At 67.2% G+C, this 18,355-nt stretch carries 17 protein-coding genes and 1 pseudogene; 5 read left to right on the top strand and 13 right to left on the bottom strand.

What is annotated here, in order from left to right; genetic code table 11:
* Positions 1–11: 11 nt before the first annotated feature.
* Positions 12–476, bottom strand: coding sequence for a hypothetical protein (locus OUO20_RS15435; protein ID WP_268002099.1), 465 nt, complete (start codon positions 474–476; stop codon positions 12–14).
* On the bottom strand, positions 460–2,403 hold the full coding sequence (locus tag OUO20_RS15440) for a primary-amine oxidase (protein WP_268002100.1): 1,944 nt from the start codon (positions 2,401–2,403) through the stop codon (positions 460–462). The genes OUO20_RS15435 and OUO20_RS15440 overlap by 17 nt, the downstream gene beginning before the upstream one ends.
* Positions 2,404–2,527: 124 nt before the next feature.
* On the opposite strand from OUO20_RS15440, the gene OUO20_RS15445 reads away from it, so the two are divergent.
* Both OUO20_RS15445 and OUO20_RS15450 read left to right on the top strand, forming a co-directional pair.
* Positions 2,528–3,133 (top strand): TetR/AcrR family transcriptional regulator, encoded by a 606-nt coding sequence (locus OUO20_RS15445; protein WP_056392088.1) that lies wholly within the window; start codon positions 2,528–2,530, stop codon positions 3,131–3,133.
* Between the two features lie 85 nt (positions 3,134–3,218).
* Positions 3,219–3,395: a CsbD family protein gene (locus tag OUO20_RS15450; protein ID WP_018770044.1), complete on the top strand. Its 177-nt coding sequence runs from the start codon at positions 3,219–3,221 to the stop codon at positions 3,393–3,395.
* A 54-nt stretch (positions 3,396–3,449) separates the two neighbouring features.
* Here OUO20_RS15450 and OUO20_RS15455 read toward each other — a convergent pair whose 3' ends face one another.
* Positions 3,450–3,887 (bottom strand): DUF1003 domain-containing protein, encoded by a 438-nt coding sequence (locus OUO20_RS15455; protein ID WP_018770043.1) that lies wholly within the window; start codon positions 3,885–3,887, stop codon positions 3,450–3,452.
* Positions 3,888–3,923: 36 nt separating this feature from the next.
* On the bottom strand, positions 3,924–4,598 hold the full coding sequence (locus tag OUO20_RS15460; RefSeq protein ID WP_223992878.1) for a DUF1345 domain-containing protein: 675 nt from the start codon (positions 4,596–4,598) through the stop codon (positions 3,924–3,926).
* A 185-nt stretch (positions 4,599–4,783) separates the two neighbouring features.
* Between OUO20_RS15460 and OUO20_RS15465 the strand changes: the two are divergent.
* Positions 4,784–5,754: pseudogene (locus OUO20_RS15465) on the top strand (helix-turn-helix domain-containing protein).
* 41 nt (positions 5,755–5,795) lie between these two features.
* Here OUO20_RS15465 and gdhA read toward each other — a convergent pair.
* On the bottom strand, positions 5,796–7,133 hold the full coding sequence (gene gdhA / locus OUO20_RS15470) for an NADP-specific glutamate dehydrogenase (RefSeq protein WP_018770040.1): 1,338 nt from the start codon (positions 7,131–7,133) through the stop codon (positions 5,796–5,798).
* A gap of 203 nt (positions 7,134–7,336) precedes the next feature.
* On the opposite strand from gdhA, the gene OUO20_RS15475 reads away from it, so the two are divergent.
* Positions 7,337–7,966, top strand: a complete 630-nt coding sequence (locus OUO20_RS15475; RefSeq protein WP_268002102.1) for an AmiS/UreI family transporter — start codon at positions 7,337–7,339, stop codon at positions 7,964–7,966.
* Here OUO20_RS15475 and OUO20_RS15480 read toward each other — a convergent pair.
* From OUO20_RS15480 to OUO20_RS15490, 3 genes are all read right to left on the bottom strand, one after another.
* Entirely contained in the window at positions 7,959–9,434 is a 1,476-nt protein-coding gene (locus OUO20_RS15480; protein WP_018770038.1) for an APC family permease, read from the bottom strand. The two genes, OUO20_RS15475 and OUO20_RS15480, sit on opposite strands and share 8 nt — an antisense overlap.
* A 103-nt stretch (positions 9,435–9,537) precedes the next feature.
* Entirely contained in the window at positions 9,538–10,872 is a 1,335-nt protein-coding gene (locus OUO20_RS15485) for a flavin monoamine oxidase family protein (RefSeq protein WP_268002103.1), read from the bottom strand.
* Positions 10,873–10,880: 8 nt separating this feature from the next.
* Positions 10,881–11,225 carry a cupin domain-containing protein gene (locus tag OUO20_RS15490; protein ID WP_223992883.1) on the bottom strand — a complete coding sequence of 115 codons (345 nt, stop codon included), beginning with the start codon at positions 11,223–11,225 and terminating at the stop codon, positions 10,881–10,883.
* Positions 11,226–11,393: 168 nt separating this feature from the next.
* Here OUO20_RS15490 and OUO20_RS15495 point away from each other — a divergent pair, with 168 nt between their 5' ends.
* Positions 11,394–11,975, top strand: coding sequence for a TetR/AcrR family transcriptional regulator (locus tag OUO20_RS15495; RefSeq protein WP_268002104.1), 582 nt, complete (start codon positions 11,394–11,396; stop codon positions 11,973–11,975).
* 87 nt (positions 11,976–12,062) lie between these two features.
* On the opposite strand, the gene purU is transcribed toward OUO20_RS15495, so the two are convergent.
* From purU to OUO20_RS15520, 5 genes are read right to left on the bottom strand one after another with little or no spacing between them, the layout of a single operon-like run.
* Positions 12,063–12,959 (bottom strand): formyltetrahydrofolate deformylase, encoded by an 897-nt coding sequence (purU, locus tag OUO20_RS15500; RefSeq protein ID WP_056391878.1) that lies wholly within the window; start codon positions 12,957–12,959, stop codon positions 12,063–12,065.
* Between the two features lie 3 nt (positions 12,960–12,962).
* Positions 12,963–14,390: an L-serine ammonia-lyase gene (locus OUO20_RS15505; protein ID WP_134165037.1), complete on the bottom strand. Its 1,428-nt coding sequence runs from the start codon at positions 14,388–14,390 to the stop codon at positions 12,963–12,965.
* A complete protein-coding gene (locus OUO20_RS15510; RefSeq protein ID WP_144600129.1) occupies positions 14,390–15,028 on the bottom strand; it encodes a sarcosine oxidase subunit gamma in 639 nt (212 codons plus the stop codon). The genes OUO20_RS15505 and OUO20_RS15510 overlap by 1 nt, the downstream gene beginning before the upstream one ends.
* Positions 15,021–17,963, bottom strand: a complete 2,943-nt coding sequence (locus OUO20_RS15515) for a sarcosine oxidase subunit alpha family protein (RefSeq protein WP_268002105.1) — start codon at positions 17,961–17,963, stop codon at positions 15,021–15,023. The genes OUO20_RS15510 and OUO20_RS15515 overlap by 8 nt, the downstream gene beginning before the upstream one ends.
* Positions 17,890–18,330 carry a sarcosine oxidase subunit delta gene (locus OUO20_RS15520; protein WP_268002106.1) on the bottom strand — a complete coding sequence of 147 codons (441 nt, stop codon included), beginning with the start codon at positions 18,328–18,330 and terminating at the stop codon, positions 17,890–17,892. Before OUO20_RS15520 ends, OUO20_RS15515 begins: the two co-directional genes overlap by 74 nt.
* Positions 18,331–18,355 lie beyond the last annotated feature (25 nt).

An 18,355-nucleotide genomic window follows, 5' to 3' on the forward strand; every position in this document is an offset into this window, starting at 1 on the left:
GGCGGCACCCGCTAAACGGGCACCCGTCGGAGCCGTGCCACCAGCGCGGCGGCCAGCAGGGCTGTCGCCAATTCCAGTGCGATGACCAGCAGCAGTTCCGCCGCGCCGTCCGCAGGGGCAACGGACGACGGCGGGGCGCCGGCATGGGCGTGCCCCGCACCGCCGGCGGCCAGCAGCAGGACGGCGTGCACGGCGGCCATGGCCACTGCAGCGGCGGTGACCTGGTGCAGGGCGCCCACGCGGCTGTGCCGCCAGATGTGGACCGCGCACGGCATGCAGATGGCGGCGAGTGCCAGCATGAGTACACTCAGCCACACCCCGTGACGGCCGGCAGCGGCCAGCCACAGGTGTGCCGCGCAGCAGACGGCGGTGACCACGGCCACCAGCCGCGGATGCAGGACCGGACCCCTGGCACCGGCCCGTCCTGCCGCCGTCGTGCTCCCTGCCGGCGCAAGGAGGTCAGTGGCAGGAGCCACCGCTGCCGCCCTCGGTGTGGCAGGCCGCAGCCTGCATGTTCGGATTGGCCGGGACATCCAGCACCGGGCTGCGGTCGAAGAAGCCCTCGGGACGGAGCTTGAAGCCCACGGTGTCCACGGGCATGATGGGCCAGTCCTCCACGCGGGGGAAGTGGGTGAGGCCAAAGGTGTGCCACACCACGATGTCCTGCCCGTCGATATCGCGGTCCTGCGCCACGTAGGCCGGCAGGCCCGCTCCCCCGGCGTGCTGGTTCACGAAGTCGCCCGTGGGGTAGCGCTCGTCCTCGGCGTAGCGGGTGACCCACAGGTCCTTGGTGGCGAACGCGGCCCGGCGGGCGATGGAGGAGCCGGGATCCGCCAGCAGGGTGGGCTGGTTGTGGGAATGCAGCTTGTAGCCCACGGGTTCGCCCAGCCGGTTCCGGGAGTCCGGGTTGGAGATGATCCAGGTCCGGCCGGTGCGCGCGTCGGCCTCCCGGACACCCTGTGATTCACGGGCCAGGACGGTGCGCCTGCGGGAGAAGGCATTGCCCCGCTCATTGCCGGGTCCCATGGCCTGGCGGACCACATCCTCCTCCTCCACGCGGTTGGTGAACCCGTCGATGGCCATGTCCAGCCGGGCACTGAAGAGGTGCTGATGGAAGGGCGCGCCCAGCCCGGGTGCCAGCTGCGAAATGTTATCCGAGCCGCCCTCGGGGAAGGCAGACGTGAAGACAATGCCGGTGGCCTTGGCCTCGAATTCGATGGTGCCGTCCAGGTAGAGGTACCAGTAGAAGCCGTAGTCGTAGTTGCCGATGGTGGTGAAGAAGGAAATGACCAGGCGCCGGTTGCGGCGGGTGTAGGTGACGCCGCTCCAGAGGTCCGAGTGCTTGGAGAGGATGCTCCAGTCCTCCTCGTGCATGCAGATGCCGTTGCGGATTTCCCGGGGGTTGCCAAAGGCATCGGAGATGACGGGGCTCAGGTAGGTGATCTCGCCCAGGCAGTCGCAGCCCAGTTCCAGGGAGTTGGCGTACTGGCCCACCAGGTATTCGCCGGTGTCGAAGTAGTTCTGCCAGGACCGGACCGGTGACGGGTCACCGTACGGGACCACCATCTCGGCGATGGACGCCCGGTTGATGATGGGCCGCTTCCGGCCGCAGTCCTGGAAGGCAAGGTTGTGCAGGACCACGCCTTCGCGGACATCGAACCCCACATCCACGCTCCACTTTTCCCACTCCACGTGGTTGCCGCCCGTCACCGTGAAGCTGGGCCCCTCCGGCTGGGTAATGCTGATGGGTTTCTGGGTGGTCCGCAGCGGCCCGGTCAGTTCCGGGTCCGTGTAGTTGCCGTGCTCGGCCGGGATGGGCATCACGCCGAGGTCGATCACCTGGGTGACCTCCTTGCTGACCACGTCCACATAGGCCACCAGGCCGTCCACGGGGTGCGCCCAGGCGCTGTCCTCCGGGAACTCCTGGACGAATGCCAGCCCGCGCAGAATGCGCCGGCCCTTCTCCCCGGCATATTCGAAGACACCGGCGGACAGCGGAGCCACGCGGACTTTCTCCACGGCGAGACCGCGGTCCGCCAGCGCCTTGAGCCACCGTTCATCGGTGGCCAGCAGGGACTCCACCACTTCGAATTCCTCCTCCAGGACCGGCAGTTCGCCGGTCACCGCGGTGTCGAGTTCGACGGCGGAGGCCACCTTTTGGTGCGTGGCGGAGACAATGACGTCGCGTGGGGCCGCGCCGGAGACGTCGTGGATGAACACACGGAAGCGGCGGTCCGCGGTTTGCGGAGCCGCGCCGCGGGCGGGATCGAGCAGGCCAAGGTAGGCGATCCTGTGCTGCGGGCCCAGGTGGCCTTCCGCCTGCAGGATGGCCCGAACCTGCAGGATTTCGGCGGCGGTTGCCAGGCCAAAGGCGGAGACAGTTTCGGTTGGGGCAAGCGTCATGGGGGTGAACCTTTGTCCGGGCCGTTTCCGGCCACTGGGTTTATTTTCTATAGTTGTAGAGAATAAACGTCCGTAACATGGCTCACAAGAGGCTGGACCAATATTTTTTCGGGGAGTGGCCGCAGTGCCCAAGATTGTTGACCATGACGAGCGGCGCCTGGAACTGGTGGATGCCACCTGGCGGATCATTGCCCGGCAAGGTCTCGAAGGCGCCACCATGCGGGAGATTGCCATGGAGGCAGGATTCGCCAACGGCGCACTGAAACCCTACTTCCCCACCAAGGACACACTGCTGGAGTTCGCATTCAGCCATGTGTTCAACCGCACCAACCAGCGGATTGCAGAGGTCACGCAGGGCAAGTCCGGCCTCGCCGCACTCCGGGCCTTTTGCCTTGAAGTGCTCCCCCTGGATGAGGAGCGCGTCAACGAGGCACGGATTGTTATCCCGTTCTGGCAGAGGGCGGTCAACGATGCCGAAAAAGCCGGGATCCACCAGCGCTCCATGGACGAATGGCTGGCTGCCATCCGGCGCTACCTGGCGGAGGCGAGGGACAGCGGGGACGTGACCGCCGCCGTCGACGACCACGTCCTGGCCGGCCAACTTTTGAACATGCTCCTCGGCGCGCAGATTGAGGCTGCCCTTGCGCCGGAGGGCAGGACGGACTTTGGACACGCCGCCCAGCTTGAGGGCTACCTTGCGCTGCTCGGCAAAAATCCCGCGGGCAAATGAGCGCCATACTCGAAAGTATGCTTACTATTGAGGGGTCAGGTTCTGGTTCACACCGGAGCGAGCACGAACTGTAAGGAGCATCTCCATGGGTTTGGATGACAAGATTGGCAACGCAGCAGAGAAGCTCGGCGGCAAGGGCAAGGAAGCTGCCGGAAACGCCACAGGCGATGAAAGCCTGAAGGCCGAAGGCCAGACAGACCAGGCAAAGTCGGACCTCAAGCAGGCCGGCGAGCACGTCAAGGATGCGTTCAAGAAGGATTAATCGACGCTCGCGTAATGGGTGCAGCTCCAGCAGGAGCTGCACCCATTGTCGTTTTCAGGGGAATTCGGCTCCGGCGCCTTCGGCGGGCGGCCCGTTCCTCATGTCCCGCAGTTCCTGCAGCAGCTTCAACTGTTCGGCATTGATGTTCATGAGCATTTCTATCTGCGCCGCCGCCCTCACGTCCGTCTCATAGTCATGCTGCGCCATCGCCGAGGCAATGGCATCCTGGCGCTTGGCCGCGATCAGCAGGATGGCCCCCTGCAGGCCGGCCAGCATGGACAGGAAAAGGTTCAGGAGGATGTAGGGATAGGGGTCCCACGCACTGGTTGCCAGGACGTAGGAGTTCAGGGCAGCCCACAGCATCATGAAAGCCAAAAAGATGCCCACGAAGGGCCAGCTGCCCATCCCGTTCCGGAGGGTGTCCGCGGCCCTTTCGCCAGGGGTGAGCCCTTCCTTGTGCCGCCGGTGCCAGTTGACTCTGATGTCCGCCATGGACCCAGACTATGTCCCGCCAGCCCGGCGGCGCGGCTAGTGGATAAGACCCGACACGAGGTTGATGGTGGTGGCCAGCACGATCGCACCAAGGAGGTAGGACAGCAGTGCCTGCCGCAGGACGGTGGAACGGATGGCGTTGGTTTTGAGGTCGGTATCGGACACCTGGAACGTCATCCCCACAGTGAAGGCCAGGTAGGCGAAGTCCGCGTACCGGGGAGGGGTCTCCTCGTTGAAATCAACGCCGGTCCCGTCCCGGTAGTAAATGGCCGCATACCTCAGGGTGAACAGGGTGTGGACCAGGAACCAGGACAAGGCAATGCTGCCCAGGGCCATGGCCACGGTTGCGTCCTTGGTGTAGCCCTGGGCATTGGAGGCATCCGCCAGGATCAGCCCCACGCCCGCAAAGCTGGCCACCGTGGCCGTGAGCACCAGCGCATCCGAAAAGACCCGGCCCGGGTCCTCACGCAACGCATGGGCCGCGGTGGCGGCGGGCCCCAGGCGCCCAATGACGATCCACACCCACAGCAGGTACGTCACGGACGCAGCAGCCCAGCCAAGAGCGGGTGCGTATGCCCAATTGCCCCAAAAGCCCACCAGCAGGGCGGCAGCCAGGCCCACGCCCAGCATCACCAGCATCCTGAGCCGCGAGTGGTGCGCAGGGGAATTAAAGTTCCGCTTGATGCCCCCGGGGGCAGCTGCTCCGTCCATGGCTCGATCCTGCCACGGGAGGCTGCAGCCCACCTGTGAAGCGCGCGCCGGATTTACCCAGCGCGGAGCCGCAGTTTTATTTTCGCCAACTGTTGAAAAAAGACGGAGCCGGGGTTAATCTGGACTCACTGTGTCCCACGACACAGCCGGGGGAACGTCACGCTGCATACGTAACGAGGAACACCATGCCAGCAACAGCTCCAACCCGGGCAACGTCCGGACATGCACCGCAGGACCTTGTTTCCAGGGTGGCCGGCTCGTTCGACCACTGGAAGCACCTGGTGGCCGAATCCTTCGTGCCCCTCACAGCGCGGACCGACGACGTGGACGGCTTCCGGGGACAGATGCGTTCGCGGGTGCTGGACCGGATGTCCATCGTTGAAGTCACCGCCAGCTCCCACGAGGTCCACCGCACGCCGGCGTTGATCGCCCAGGCCCACGAGCGCTACTTCAAGCTGAACCTGCAGCTGGAGGGAACGGGCCTGCTGATCCAGGACAACCGGGAAGCGGTGCTTCACCCCGGGGACCTTGCCATCTACGACACCAACCGGCCCTATACCCTCGCCTTCGAGGAAAATACCCGGATCATGGTGCTCATGTTTCCCTGCGACGCGCTGTCCCTGCCCACGGATTACGTCGGCCAGCTTGCGGCGGTACGGATGGGCAGCAGCGGCCTCAGCGGCATTGTGGGCCAGTTCATCCGGCAGCTGTCGTCGAACCTGGATGTCCTGAACGGGCCCAGCGGATCCAGGCTGGCCACGAATGCCCTGGACCTGGTGTCCACCATGCTGCATGCGGAAATGGACATCTCCCCGGACAGGATGAAGCCGCAGGCACTCCTGGCCGTGTCGATCCGGGAGTACATCGAGGCCAACCTCTCCGATCCGCTGCTGTCACCGGCGGGAATCGCCGCGGCGCACTTCATCTCCACCCGGCACCTGCACAACGTCTTCCACGAGTCCGGCAGCACCGTTGCCGGCTTCATCCGGAGCCAGCGCCTGGACGGTGCCCGGCGGGACCTTCGGGACCCGCTGCACGCCGGAAAGTCCGTGGGCGCCGTGGCCGCCGCCTGGGGATTCCTGGACGCCGCCCACTTCAGCCGCACGTTCCGGGACGCGTTCGGGGTCTCCCCACCCAGTGGCGCCGCGGCGGCTAAATCAAGCCCTGATGGAAAAAGCCCTCCCGGATCAAGCCCTGCTAGATCAAGCCCTGCGCCAACATGGCGTCGGCCACCTTGATGAAGCCGCCGATGTTCGCGCCGAGCACGTAGTTGCCCGGTTCGCCGTATTCCTCGGCGGTTGCCGCGCACCGGTCGTGGATGCCCACCATGATGTCCGTCAGCCGCGCCTCGGTATGCTCGAAGGACCACGCGTCCCGGCTGGCGTTCTGCTGCATTTCCAGGGCCGACGTGGCTACCCCTCCCGCATTCGCCGCTTTGCCGGGACCGAAGAGCACCCCGGCGTCCTGGAACACCGCCACGGCGTCGCGCGTGGACGGCATGTTGGCACCTTCCCCGACGGCCATCAGGCCGCCGCGCACCAGCCGGGCGGCAGCACCGCCGTCGAGCTCATTCTGGGTGGCGCACGGCAGCGCCACCGAAGCGTCCACGTCCCAGACCGAGCCGCCGTCCACGTAGGCAACGCCCGCCCGCCGCTCGGCGTAGTCCTTGAGCCGCGCCCGCTGCACTTCCTTCACCTCGCGGAGCAGTCCAACGTCGATGCCCGCCTCATCCACCACATAACCGGAGGAATCGGAGCAGGCCACCACGGTGGCGCCGAGCGACTGCGCCTTGGCGATGGCGTTGATGGCCACGTTGCCGGATCCGGAGACAACCACGCGCTGGCCATCAAAGGACGTCCCGCGGGTCCGGAGCATCTGCTCTGTGAAGATCACAGTGCCAAATCCGGTGGCCTCCGGCCGCACCAGTGATCCGCCCCAGGAGATGCCCTTGCCGGTGAGAACCCCGGACTCATACCGGTTGGTGATCCGCTTGTACTGGCCGAAGAGGTAGCCAATTTCGCGGCCGCCCACACCGATGTCGCCGGCGGGGACGTCGGTGTATTCGCCGATATGGCGGTAGAGCTCGGTCATGAAGGACTGGCAGAACCTCATGACTTCGGCGTCGCTGCGGCCGCGGGGATCGAAGTCGGAACCGCCCTTGCCGCCGCCGATGGGCATTCCCGTCAGGGCGTTCTTGAAAATCTGCTCAAAGCCGAGGAACTTGACGATCCCGAGGTATACGGAGGGGTGGAAGCGCAGGCCTCCCTTGTACGGGCCCAGGGCGGAGTTGAACTCCACCCGGAAGCCGCGGTTGATCCGCACGCGGCCGGAGTCGTCCGTCCAGGGGACCCGGAAGATGATCTGGCGCTCGGGCTCGCAGAGGCGCTCCAGGATCGCGGCTTCCAGGAATTCGGGGTGGCGGTCGTGCACCGGGCCCAGGCTTTCAAAGACCTCCACCACCGCCTGGTGGAATTCTGTTTCCCCCGGGTTCCGTGCCAGGACGGTGTCCCTAATGGCTTCCAGCCGTGCGTCCATGAACTTTTTCCTTACCGTTGCGCCGGGGCAGGAGCGGCCGCCAGGCAGGCAACATCGCCCCGATAGGTTTACGTTTCAACCTATCGGATTGCGACCGGGCGCCGTTAGCCGGGCGCCCCCACGTGCGCTAATCTCCACATTGTGACAGCAACCTTCCGCTATATGAGATTCCATCAGCCGCGTGGCCGGGACAGGATGCCCTGATGCCGTACGTCTGCCTCCTCCTTTCGGGCGCCGCCCTGCTGGTCAACGGCCTCGCCACCCTTGGGCACCTCCCCCGCCGCGACGCCGCCGTCCTCAGCCTCGTCGTCGGGGGCACCCAACTGGCGCTCGGCGTCGTCCAGCTTTCCTCGTCCGGGGACGCTCCGGCGATGCTCCTGACGGCCGCCGGCATGTTCCTGTTCGCGGTGACCTACCTGTACTCGGGACTGGACCTGCTGCTGGCACTCGGGGGCCGTGGCCTGGGCTGGTTCTGCGGGATGGTGGCATTCTGCGGGCTGGTGCTGGCGGCCGCCTGGCTGACCGTTGACCCGCTGCTCGCGGTTCTTTGGCTGTGCTGGTCCGCGCTGTGGGCACTGCTGTTCGCCGGCATGGCCCTCGACGCAGTGCGGCTCGAACCCTTCACGGGCTGGGCCCTGGTGCTCACCAGCCAGGCGTCGGCCACGGTTCCGGCGCTTCTTGGCCTGGCCGGTCTCTGGCCGCGATCGGCCGCCGTTGCGTGGCTGGCCGCGTTGCTCCTGGCGGGCCTGTTCGTGGCGGCACGCACACTGGCCCGGCGCGGACAGAATGTTCCGCGCCGGGCCGGTGCCGGGAAGTCCCTGCCGGCTAAGTGAGCGCGTGGCCCAGGGTGGCAATGTGGTGGCGGCGCTGGATGGCCGATTCCACCAGGACGCCGGCCAGGAAGACCACCGGGACCGCCACCAGCAGGGCCGTCGCAGTCTCGGCGCTGCCACCGATGAGGGCGGTGAAGTTGCTGACCACCAGGGACAAAACCCAGGCCAGCAGGACCGCCGCCAGGACGGGAGCGACGCGGGTCTGCCACAGTTGGGCGCCGGCGCTTTCCCGGCGGAAGAACGCGACGACGGCCGCGGAGCACAGCATGTACAGCACCAGCAGTGCCGCTACGGCCAGGCCGCTGAACCAGGAAAACAGCGTCAGGACAGGATCCAGGGCCAGGATGGCGAAGGGCACCACCAGCACGACGGCGGTGGCGGACTGGACCCAGGCTGCCACGGCAGGTGCCCGGTGCCGGTTGGTCCGGGCGAGGACGGCGGGCATGGAACCACGCAGCGCCAGGGAGTGGAGGTAGCGGTTGATGCCGTTATGGAAGGCGATGATGCCGGCGAGCAGCGAGGTGACCAGCAGGATGCCGGCCACGATGCCCGCCCAGGGGCCGAACAGTTCCACGAGCGGGCCCAGGACGAAGGACGTGGCATCCCCTGATTCGAGCGCGGCGCCCGCGGCGTCCATCACCTGCGAGGGGCCGTAATAGCTGACCAGCATCCAGGAAATAAAGGCGAAGAACACCGAGATCACGCCGACGGACAGGTAGGTTGCCCGGGCCACGGTGCGGTGCGGATCCTTGGCCTCGGCGGAGTAGATGGCCGTGGACTCGAAGCCGAACATGGAGGCCACCGCGAACATGATGGCAACACCGGGAGCTCCTGCGCCGATGGCTTCCGGGGAGAAGGACGCGGCCACGCTGATGCCTTCCGGGCCGCCGCCATGGAACAGCACGGTGAAGCCGAACATCAGGAGGATGGCCACCTCCAGCCCCACCAGCACGGCGAGCACGCGGGCGCCGAGTTCGATGTTGAGGGAGCCCAGTACCTGGACGCCGGCCATGGTGGCCAGGGCCAGCAACCACCAGGGAATGTCCAGCCCGGCAGAGGCAAGGAGCCCGGAGAAGGCCGCACCGTAGAGCCCGTACATGGCAGCCTGGACAGTGCTGTAGGCCAGCAGTGCCAGCCAGGCCGCGCCGGCTCCTGTCCGCCTGCCGAATGCCGCCGTCACGTAGGCGTAGAAGGCGCCGTTGGCCTGGATCTTCCGGCTCATCGCCACAAAACCCACGGCGAAGATCACGATGACGATGCCCACGATCAGGTAGGCGCCCGGGGCGCCGGCGCCGTTGCCCAGCGCTGCGGCGAGCGGCGCTGCGCCGACGATCCCCGTCAGTGGTGCCTGGGCGGACAGGACGAAGAACAGGATGCCCAGCACGCCGATGCTGCCGGCGCGGAGGGCCGTGGAATGCTCCTTTGCCGGAGCGTCAGTGGTCCGGGCCTCGGAATTCGAAATACTCATTGGATCCTTCTTAACGGTCATGAGTTCGGGAAAATTGCTGTGGGATCCAGCTTGGCAGCGGCGCCCGCTGCTGCTTTGTCCACCAGCGATGAGTTGTTGTCCGTCAGCGCAGTGCCGGCCGGCCGCTGACAATCGATGCTGCTTCAAGCGCGGCCTCCATGCCGCTCTCGATGGCACCGTCAATGAAGCCGCCCCAGCCGTTGGCGATGTCAGAGCCGGCAAAGAGGACGTTTCCGTGCCCCGCCTGCAGGGCGGCCAGGTGGTTGGCCAGGAAGCCTGTCCTGTGCATCGGCCATGTCTCCCCTGCCAGCGGATCCGCCACCCAGTCGTGGGTGGCCACCTCCAGCACCTCAACGCCGGGCACCAGCCGGGACAGCTGAGCCTGCACTGCGGCCCTGTCAGCGGCGTCGATCTTCGACGCGTCCGGGCCGAAGCCGACGACGATCGTGTCGCCGTCGAGCGTGTATTCAGCCTGGAAGAAGTTCAACGGCCAGTCGGCGTTCCCCAGTGCGACAAAGGGTGCACGTTCGCCCCGGAGCCGGATCCATACCTTGACGCCTTTGGAGATCTGCCCGCGCCGGGCGCCGTCCGTTTTGGCCGGTGGCAGCGGCGGCTCGAACACGATTCCCGGGAGGACATGCATAGGCACCGTCACAATGGCCGTCTTTGCGGTCACCGTCCGGCCGCCGGTGCTGCGGACGGTCACGGAATGTCCGTCGTCGACGATCCCCGCTGCCGTGAAGCCGAAGTCCATGCCCGCCTGTGTGTCCTGGAGGATGGCGTTGGCCAGGGCCGCGGTTCCACCCTGAATCTTGTAGGTGGCGCAGGCTTCGAAGCTGACGGCCCAGTCACCGTTGGTCAGGGCCACCCAACGCAGCGCCTGGGTCAGGGCGGCGTGCTCCAGCGGACCATTGAAGTTCAATGCCCAGAACGATTCCAGGATGTCCCGCGCAGTCCCCGCGGGGAACTGCTCCCGGATCCGGTCCTGGACCGCGATGTGGTCGATCTCCTTGAAGTCATCGCTGGCCAACGGACTGAAGGGCTCGGGGAAGTAGCGGCGCGAGTCCTGGACGAACTGCGCATTGCAGGTGCCGATCAGTTCCAGAAGGTCGGCGGGGGCACCCGCCCGGCGGGCGCCGTCGGCCCACCAGAAGGCCTGCTGCGGCTCCGGGCTCGGAACCGTGCCGATGCCGTAGCGCTTCAGTTCGGCCCAAACGTAAGGCTGGGTCCAGTGCACCCACGTTCCGCCGATCTCAAGGTCCCGGCCCAGCCGGTGGTCCAGCCAGGTCCTGCCTCCTATGCGGGCCCGGGCTTCCACGATGTGCACGGACAACCCCTGCCGGTTCAGTTCCCGGGCAGCGGTCAGGCCGGCGAACCCGGCCCCCACGATAATGACGTCCAGGCCGTCGTTTTCCGCGGCGCTGCGTTCCTGATCCATGGGGCGGCCTAGGAGTAGACGAAGAATTCGACGGTGGGCGCCAGCACGGCCCAGCGTGTGCGTGCCCCTTTGTTGAAGGATGCGGCACCGCCGGCGGTGAGCTCATGCACATCCCCGCCCTCCACTTCGATGCGGAGGTGGCCCTCGATGATGTGGATGGTCTCGTCCGCCTCCATAACGAGATCGAAAGGCTCGGGCGCCTCTGTGGGGTCGACGTGCCAGTAGCCGCAGGCGAGGGCAGGCCGGCCGCCCTCGCCAAAGCGGCGGATCCACTGGACGCGGCCAAGTTCAAAGGGCTCATTCCTGGCGGGGTCAAAGGAGGACGAGGTGGTGAATGCAGTCGTTGTGGTCATAAGTGCTCCAAGGGAAGGGCCGGCTTGTTGCCGGGGCGGTCACCGGAAAACGGGACGGAAGAGGTTCGCCTGTGATGGGCATCACCCGATGAAAGCAATCTAAGCAATTGCTTAGTTTTAAGTCAATAGGGGATTTGAACCGGCCTGGTGCTGGCTAGACTCGTCGTCATGACTGCTTCAACTGCTCCCGCGGGGACTCCTGGGTACGGCAAAGGGCGTGAAGCCCTGCTGCGGGCCGCGGTGGACGTGGTGGCGCAAAAGGGCCTGCGCGGGCTTACCTACCGGGCAGTGGCGGAGGCCGCGGGCGTGAACAATTCCCTGGTGGCACACCACTTCGGGTCCCGGGATGCGCTGATTGCCGCCGCGCTGCGATGGGCTTCGGAGCAATCCATCGCCGCGTCCAGGTTGCGGGAGGCAGCGGAGCAGGAGGGAAGCTTCACCGAAGCACTGCTGGAGCTGCTGCTGGAGGATCCCGGACTGCAGGTATTCCAGTACGAGATGATCCTGGAAGCACGCCGGCGCCCCGAGTTGGCCGGCCCGGTGGCGGAACTGTACGAAAACTACGTCAACGCACTTGCCGAGGGGCTGCAGGCTTTTGGCGTCCAGGGCGACGTCCGCATTGTTGCCCGCACGCTCTTCGCGGCCCTGGACGGACTGGTGCTGCAGTACCTGGCCGGGGTTGGGCGGGACCAGATTGCCGCGGCCCTTGAGGAGGTACACCGGGTTGTGCTTTCGCGGCGGGAGGCGTGAGCGGCCGCCACCGCCCGGGCACGCCAAAGCGCGGCCGGCCGCCCTTGGGGGCAGCCGGCCGCGCCGGTGATGTTTAGTTGTACCGGCCTACCGCAGCACCACGGTCCGGTTGCCCTGCAGCAGGACCCTGCCCTCGCAGTGCCATTTCACCGCGTTGGAGAGGGCCTTGCATTCCGTGTCGCGGCCGGCGGCCACCAGGTCCTCGGGCCCGTAGGTGTGGTCCACCTCCACCACCTGCTGGGCGATGATGGGTCCCTCGTCCAGTTCGGCGTTGACGTAGTGGGCGGTGGCGCCCACGGTCTTGACGCCGCGTGCATAGGCCTGGTGGTACGGCTTGGCGCCCTTGAAGCTGGGCAGGAACGAGTGGTGGATGTTGATGGCGCGGCCGTCCAGCTTCCGGGTCAGGTCGTCACTGAGCACCTGCATGTAGCGGGCCAGCACCACCAGTTCCACCTCCAGCCCATCAACCAGTTCCATGAGCCTGGCCTCGGCGTCGGGCTTGGTGTCAGCCGTGACCGGGATATGGTGGAACGGGATGCCGTGCCACTCCACCAGGGCCTGGTGGTCACGGTGGTTGGACACCACCGCCACCACGTCAACGGGAAGTTCGCCGATGCGGGCCCGGAACAGCAGGTCGTTGAGGCAGTGCCCAAACTTGGACACCATGATCAGCACCCTGCGCTTTGAACCGTGGCGTTCCAGCTGCCACCGCATGCCGAACTTGTCCGCCACGGGAGCAAACGATTTCCGCAGGGTATCCAGCGTGGACTCGTCCCCCTCGGACACGAAGTGGACGCGCATGAAGAAGTGGCCCTCGGAGCGCTCACCGAACTGCTTGTTGTCGATGATGTCGCAGCCGTGTTCCAGCAGGAAGCCGGAGACGGCGTGCACAATGCCGGGGCCCTCGGCGCAGTCGAGGGTCAGGACGTGTTCCACGGTGGTGGGCGCCTTCGGGGCGGGCATCTGGGTTTCAGTAACAGTCATGGCTCAGCACTCGATCACATTCACGGCGAGTCCTCCTCTGGAGGTTTCCTTGTACTTGGTTTTCATGTCGGCTCCGGTGTCGCGCATGGTCTTGATGGCCTTGTCCAGCGAGACCTTGTGGCTGCCGTCCCCGTGCAGGGCCAGGCGGGCTGCGTTGATCGCCTTCACGCTGGCGATCGCGTTCCGCTCGATGCAGGGGATCTGCACCAGGCCGCCCACCGGATCGCAGGTGAGGCCCAGGTTGTGCTCGATCCCCACCTCCGCGGCGTTCTCAACCTGGGCGGGCGTTCCGCCGAGCACTTCGCAGAGCCCGGCCGCCGCCATCGAGCAGGCGGAGCCCACCTCCCCCTGGCAGCCCACTTCGGCACCGGAGATGGAGGCGTTCGTCTTGAACAGGATTCCGACGGCGGCAGCCGCCAGCAGGAAGCGGACCACGCCGTCGTCGTCTGCTCCCGGAACAAATTTCACGTAGTAGTGCAGCACGGCAGGCACGATCCCGGCAGCGCCATTGGTGGGCGCGGTGACGATCCGCCCGCCGGCGGCATTCTCCTCATTGACGGCGAGCGCGAACAGGTTGACCCATTCCATCGCCAGCAGCGGGTCCGCCGGCGCCTGGACGGGCGACGGCGTTGCTGCCGCCGCCTTTGCGGACGCCTCCGCCGATGCTGCGGAGGCAGTCAGCGTGCGGAACAGCGCAGGTGCGCGCCGGGGTACCTTGAGGCCGCCCGGCAGGATGCCCTCGGCGTTGCAGCCGTTCTCCACGCATTCGCGCATCACGGCCCACAGGCCCAGCAGCTTCTCCCGCAGTTCGGCTTCGCTGTGCCAGGTGAGCTCGTTGGCCAGCATGACGTCGGAGATGGACATGCCTTCGCGGCTGCAGATCTGCAGGAGCTCGTCCGCCGTGGAGAACGGGTAGGGCAGGACGGTGTCGTCCGCCACCACCTTGTCCGCGCCTTCCGCGTCGCCGTCCACCACGAACCCGCCGCCGATCGAGTAGAAGCTCCGCTCGCTCAGCACGGCTCCGGTGTGGTCGAAAGCCCGGAAGGTCATGCCGTTGGGGTGCGCGGGAAGGGACTTGCGGCGGTGGAGCACCACGTCCTCTTCCCAGTTGAAGTCCACGCGGTGCGAGCCGGCGACGTGCAGTTCAGCGTTGAGGGCCGCGGCCGCCACCTGGTCGTCCGCGGTGAACGTATCCACCGTTTCGGGTTCCAGGCCCTGCAGTCCCAGGACCACCGCCTTGTCGGAGCCGTGGCCGCGCCCCGTGGCGCCCAGGGAACCGAACAGTTCCGACTGGACGCGCACGGTGGATGCCAGCTGGCCGTCGCCCTTCAGGCCATCGGCGAAGAGCTTGGCCGCCCGCATCGGGCCCACCGTGTGTGATGACGAGGGCCCGATGCCAACAGAGAACAGGTCCAGGACGCTGAGCGCCATCAGGGGACCTCTGGCGAGGCGTACTCCCGCATGGCGTCCAGCAGCCACCGGCCCAGGAACTCGGCGAACGATGCCCGCGGGAAGATCCGGAAGGAGTCCTCACCGGTCTTCCACAGGATGGCGGGGATGTTGGCGATCTCCGTGGAGTAGGCGGTGCCGGCCTTGAACACCCGGGGGTGCAGGTCCAGCGAGCAGCCCTTTTCCAGGACCGCCCGGGCACGGGGGCCGGACAGTTCGAACGTGGTCCGGTTGGCGGACAGGTCCACCACCTGGCCCGCGCCGTCGCCCAGCGCGTCCCGGAGGGCGGGGATCAGGCCGCCGCCCAGGGACTCGTGTGCCTCGGTGGGTGCCACCACCAGGAATTCACCGGGTCCCAGCCAGAGGACCGAGGTGTCGCCGGAGCTGTCCACGGCGCCGACGCCGGCCGGCAGTCCGCCGGTGACGGCGGCCAGGCGCTGCGCGGTGTCCGATCCTGCCTGGGCCCGGAGACCCACCATGGTGAGGAAGGGCAGCTCCTTAAGTTCGACGGTGCCGGCCAGGGAGCCTGCCGCGAAGGCCTCCGCGAGCTGCCTGGCGGGGCTGACGCGGGCTGCGAGATTCTTGTCTGCGGCGGTGGGGGATGCTGCTGTTTCAGCCATCTTTACGGGTCCCTTCTGGGTCAAAAAGCACTGTTTCTGCAACAACCACGTCAACCAGCTGGTCGCCGGCGGCGGCCACCAGGGTCTCACCGATGCGGTTGCGGCCGTTCTTGATCAGGGCCAGGCCGAAGGACCTGCCCAGCGCTGCGCTGTGGTAGCTGGAAGTCACGAAGCCTTCCATCGGCACCGGGCCGTAGGCCGGGTTGGTGGAGCGGCCCTTTTCCACCAGCTGGGTGCCTTCGGGCAGCCGGAGCGTTCCGTCGACGGGCAGGACGCTCACCAGGTGCTTGCGGTCCTCGCGCCGGGCATCGGCCCGGGAGTAGGAGCGCTTGCCGATGAAGTCCTTGGCCTTGGAGACAATCCATTCCATCCCGGCATCCTGCGGCGTGACGGTGCCGTCCGTGTCCTGGCCGACGATCGGGTAACCCTTTTCGGCGCGCAGCACGTGCATGGTTTCCGTGCCGTAGGGGGTGATGTTGAATTCAGCACCTGCGGCGGCCACGGCTTCCCAGGTGTTCAGTCCGTACCAGGCCGGCACGTTGATTTCGTAGGCCAGTTCACCGGAGAACGAAATCCGGCAGATCCGGGCCCGCACGCCGGAGGCAAGGATGGTTTCGCGGAAGGTCATGAACGGGAACGCCTCGGCCTCCAGGCCACCGTTGGCAGCCAGTTCCGGAGCCACCTTCGCGATGACTTCGCGGGACTTGGGTCCCACGACGGCGATGGTGCTCCACTGTTCCGTCACCGAGGTGCAGTGCACGTCCAGTTCGGGCCACTCGGTCTGCAGCCACTCCTCCAGCCAGTCCAGGACCTTCGCGGCGCCGCCGGTGGTGGTGGTCATGAAGTAGGTGTCGTCGTCCACGCGCAGGGTCACGCCGTCGTCGAAGATCATCCCGTCCGGCGTGCACATGACGCCGTAACGCGCCGAACCCGGGGCGAGCTTCTTGAACGCGTTGGTGTAAACCCGGTTCAGGAACTCCCCCGCGTCCTTGCCGCGGATCTCGATCTTGCCCAGGGTGGTGGCGTCCATGAAGCCCACGGATTCGCGGACGGCGGCGCACTCGCGGAGCACGGCAGCGTCCATGTCCTCCCCGCCCTGGGGGTAGTACCAGGGCCGCTTCCACTGTCCAACGTCCTCGAACAGTGCGCCCTTGGCGACGTGCCAGGGGTGGATGGAGGTGATGCGGGCGGGGTCGAACAGTTCACCGCGCTGGCGTCCGGCCAGTGCCGCGAAGGCCACCGGGGTGAACGGTGCACGGTAGGTGGTGGTGCCGATGTCGCCGATGCCGCGCGAGGCCTCGCCGGCCGTGCGGAGGGCCGCCGCGATCACGCCGATGGCGTTGACGCCGGAGGTCTTGCCCTGGTCGTTGGCGGTGCTGATGGAGGTGTACCGCTTGATGTGCTCCACGGAACGCATGCCGGCCCCGGTGGAGCGCAGCACATCAGCCACGGACTGGTCGCGCTGGAAGTCCACGAAGTGGTGGTGCCAGTCGTCGGGGGTGCCGTTCTCCCCCGGCACCAGCCAGAGCTGGCGGGTGGGGGCGGCGGCCTTGGGCTCAGCGAAAACGGAAGGCTCGACGGCGGATTCGAAGCCCGCGGCGATGGCGGCCCGCGCGCCGGCGGAGACGCCCTCGGCAAGGCAGTCGGCGGTGGCGAAGGAGCCGCGGCCGGAGCCGATGGTCTGCTGGTTGGGCACTTCGGTGCTGGGCACGAAGGCTGCCAGCTCGTCGTCCCAGCGCAGCTTGCCCTGCCGCTGCGAGTGCAGGTGGACCAGCGGGCTCCAGCCGCCGGACACCGCCAGCAGGTCGCAGGCGATCTGCTCGATGCCGGAGGTGAGCGCGCCGTCGTCGTTGATGCTGCGGACGGTGACGCCGTCCAGCCGGCCGGATGCGTCGGCAGAGGTGTTGGCCACCGCGCTGCCGATCAGCACCCGGATCCCGGATTCGACGGCGGCAGTTGCCACGGCGGTCAGCGCAGGGCGGGCGTCCACCACCGCGGCAACCTTGACGCCGGCGGCGGCGAGATCGGCTGCGGCGGCGTAGGCACTGTCGTTGGTGGTGCTGATGACCACGCGCTTCCCGGCGGCCACGCCGTACCGGTTGAGGTAGGTGCGGACGGCCGATGCCAGCATGATGCCGGGGCGGTCGTTGTTCTCGAACACCAGGGGACGTTCGTGGGCGCCGGGCGCCAGGACCACCTGGTTGGCACGGATGTGCCAAATCCGCTGGCGTGACACACCGGGAGCCGCGGGGCTGCCCAGGTGGTCGGTGCGGTTCTGGACGGCGATGACGTAGTTGGCGTCGTAGGCGCCGAACGCGGTGGTGCGGTTCAGCACGGTGCTTTCCGCGCCGGACACCAGCTCGGCTTCGACGTCGGCCACCCATTCCAGGGCGGGCTTGCCCTCGATGGTCTCTGCCACGCCCGGGGCCGTGGAGCCGGAGAGCAGGGAGCCGCCGAGCTCGGGCTGGTCGTCCAGGAGCATCACGCGGGCACCGCTGCGGACTGCCTCGCGGGCCGCGGCCAGGCCGGCAGGGCCGCCGCCGATGACCAGGATGTCGGTGTGGACGTACTTCTTGTCGTACTCGGCGCGGTCATCTTCCGGATCCAGCTTGCCCAGGCCGTTCAGCAGGGTGGCCTGCAGCCCGTCCACCAGCGAGACGGTGGTGGCAGGGAGCATGGACTCGGCGACGTGGCCGGGGAACCGGGCCTCCACGCGGACCAGGGCGTTGGCTTCCTCGACGCCGGCGGACATGATGCCGCGGGGGCGGTCCTCGTAGAGCGAGTTGCCTGCGGCGATGTGGCCGTTGGCCAGCAGTGCCGAGGCCAGGGTGTCGCCGGGGTGCCCGGTGAACTCCTCGCCGTCAACGGTGAAGCGCCAGGAAATGGTGCGGTCGATGCGGCCGCCGGTTGCCAGGCGGGCGTTCTGGGAAGTCACTTGGTCGCTCCTTCCGGGGCGGTGCTGGGGCTGAGGGGGTGGTGCTCGCCGGGCCGGTGCTTGCGGTGCCGGTATCGGCTGCAGGCGGGACGGGCGCGGCCGGCCGCGGCACGCCCATCGGGTACACGGCCTGGATGTCGTAGCTCACGGTGTCGCGGAGCATGTTGAACCACTGGCGGCAGCCGGTGCTGTGCACCCAGCGTTCGGCGAAGATGCCCTTGGGGTTCTCGCGGTAGAAGAGGTAGCGGGACCATTCGGTGTCGCTCAGCTCGTACGGGTTCTCCGGGTACGGAACGTGGGCCTGGCCACCGTAGTGGAATTCGGTTTCGTCCCGCGGGCCGCAGTTGGGGCATGGGATCAGCAGCATGTGCGTTAGTCCTTTTCTGGTGGCG

The organism is Arthrobacter sp. FX8 (assembly GCF_026723805.1).
In the GTDB taxonomy this organism is placed as follows: Bacteria; Actinomycetota; Actinomycetes; order Actinomycetales; family Micrococcaceae; genus Arthrobacter.

What these genes read in the sequence shown, in the direction of transcription:
- OUO20_RS15440 (WP_268002100.1), bottom strand. Translation starts at nt 2,403, where the DNA reads ATGACGCTTGCCCCAACCGAAACTGTCTCCGCCTTTGGCCTGGCAACC.
- OUO20_RS15450 (WP_018770044.1), top strand. Translation starts at nt 3,219, where the DNA reads ATGGGTTTGGATGACAAGATTGGCAACGCAGCAGAGAAGCTCGGCGGC.
- OUO20_RS15455 (WP_018770043.1), bottom strand. Translation starts at nt 3,887, where the DNA reads ATGGCGGACATCAGAGTCAACTGGCACCGGCGGCACAAGGAAGGGCTC.
- OUO20_RS15460 (WP_223992878.1), bottom strand. Translation starts at nt 4,598, where the DNA reads ATGGACGGAGCAGCTGCCCCCGGGGGCATCAAGCGGAACTTTAATTCC.
- gdhA (WP_018770040.1), bottom strand. Translation starts at nt 7,133, where the DNA reads ATGGACGCACGGCTGGAAGCCATTAGGGACACCGTCCTGGCACGGAAC.
- OUO20_RS15475 (WP_268002102.1), top strand. Translation starts at nt 7,337, where the DNA reads ATGCCGTACGTCTGCCTCCTCCTTTCGGGCGCCGCCCTGCTGGTCAAC.
- OUO20_RS15480 (WP_018770038.1), bottom strand. Translation starts at nt 9,434, where the DNA reads ATGAGTATTTCGAATTCCGAGGCCCGGACCACTGACGCTCCGGCAAAG.
- OUO20_RS15485 (WP_268002103.1), bottom strand. Translation starts at nt 10,872, where the DNA reads ATGGATCAGGAACGCAGCGCCGCGGAAAACGACGGCCTGGACGTCATT.
- OUO20_RS15490 (WP_223992883.1), bottom strand. Translation starts at nt 11,225, where the DNA reads ATGACCACAACGACTGCATTCACCACCTCGTCCTCCTTTGACCCCGCC.
- OUO20_RS15495 (WP_268002104.1), top strand. Translation starts at nt 11,394, where the DNA reads ATGACTGCTTCAACTGCTCCCGCGGGGACTCCTGGGTACGGCAAAGGG.
- purU (WP_056391878.1), bottom strand. Translation starts at nt 12,959, where the DNA reads ATGACTGTTACTGAAACCCAGATGCCCGCCCCGAAGGCGCCCACCACC.
- OUO20_RS15505 (WP_134165037.1), bottom strand. Translation starts at nt 14,390, where the DNA reads ATGGCGCTCAGCGTCCTGGACCTGTTCTCTGTTGGCATCGGGCCCTCG.
- OUO20_RS15510 (WP_144600129.1), bottom strand. Translation starts at nt 15,028, where the DNA reads ATGGCTGAAACAGCAGCATCCCCCACCGCCGCAGACAAGAATCTCGCA.
- OUO20_RS15520 (WP_268002106.1), bottom strand. Translation starts at nt 18,330, where the DNA reads ATGCTGCTGATCCCATGCCCCAACTGCGGCCCGCGGGACGAAACCGAA.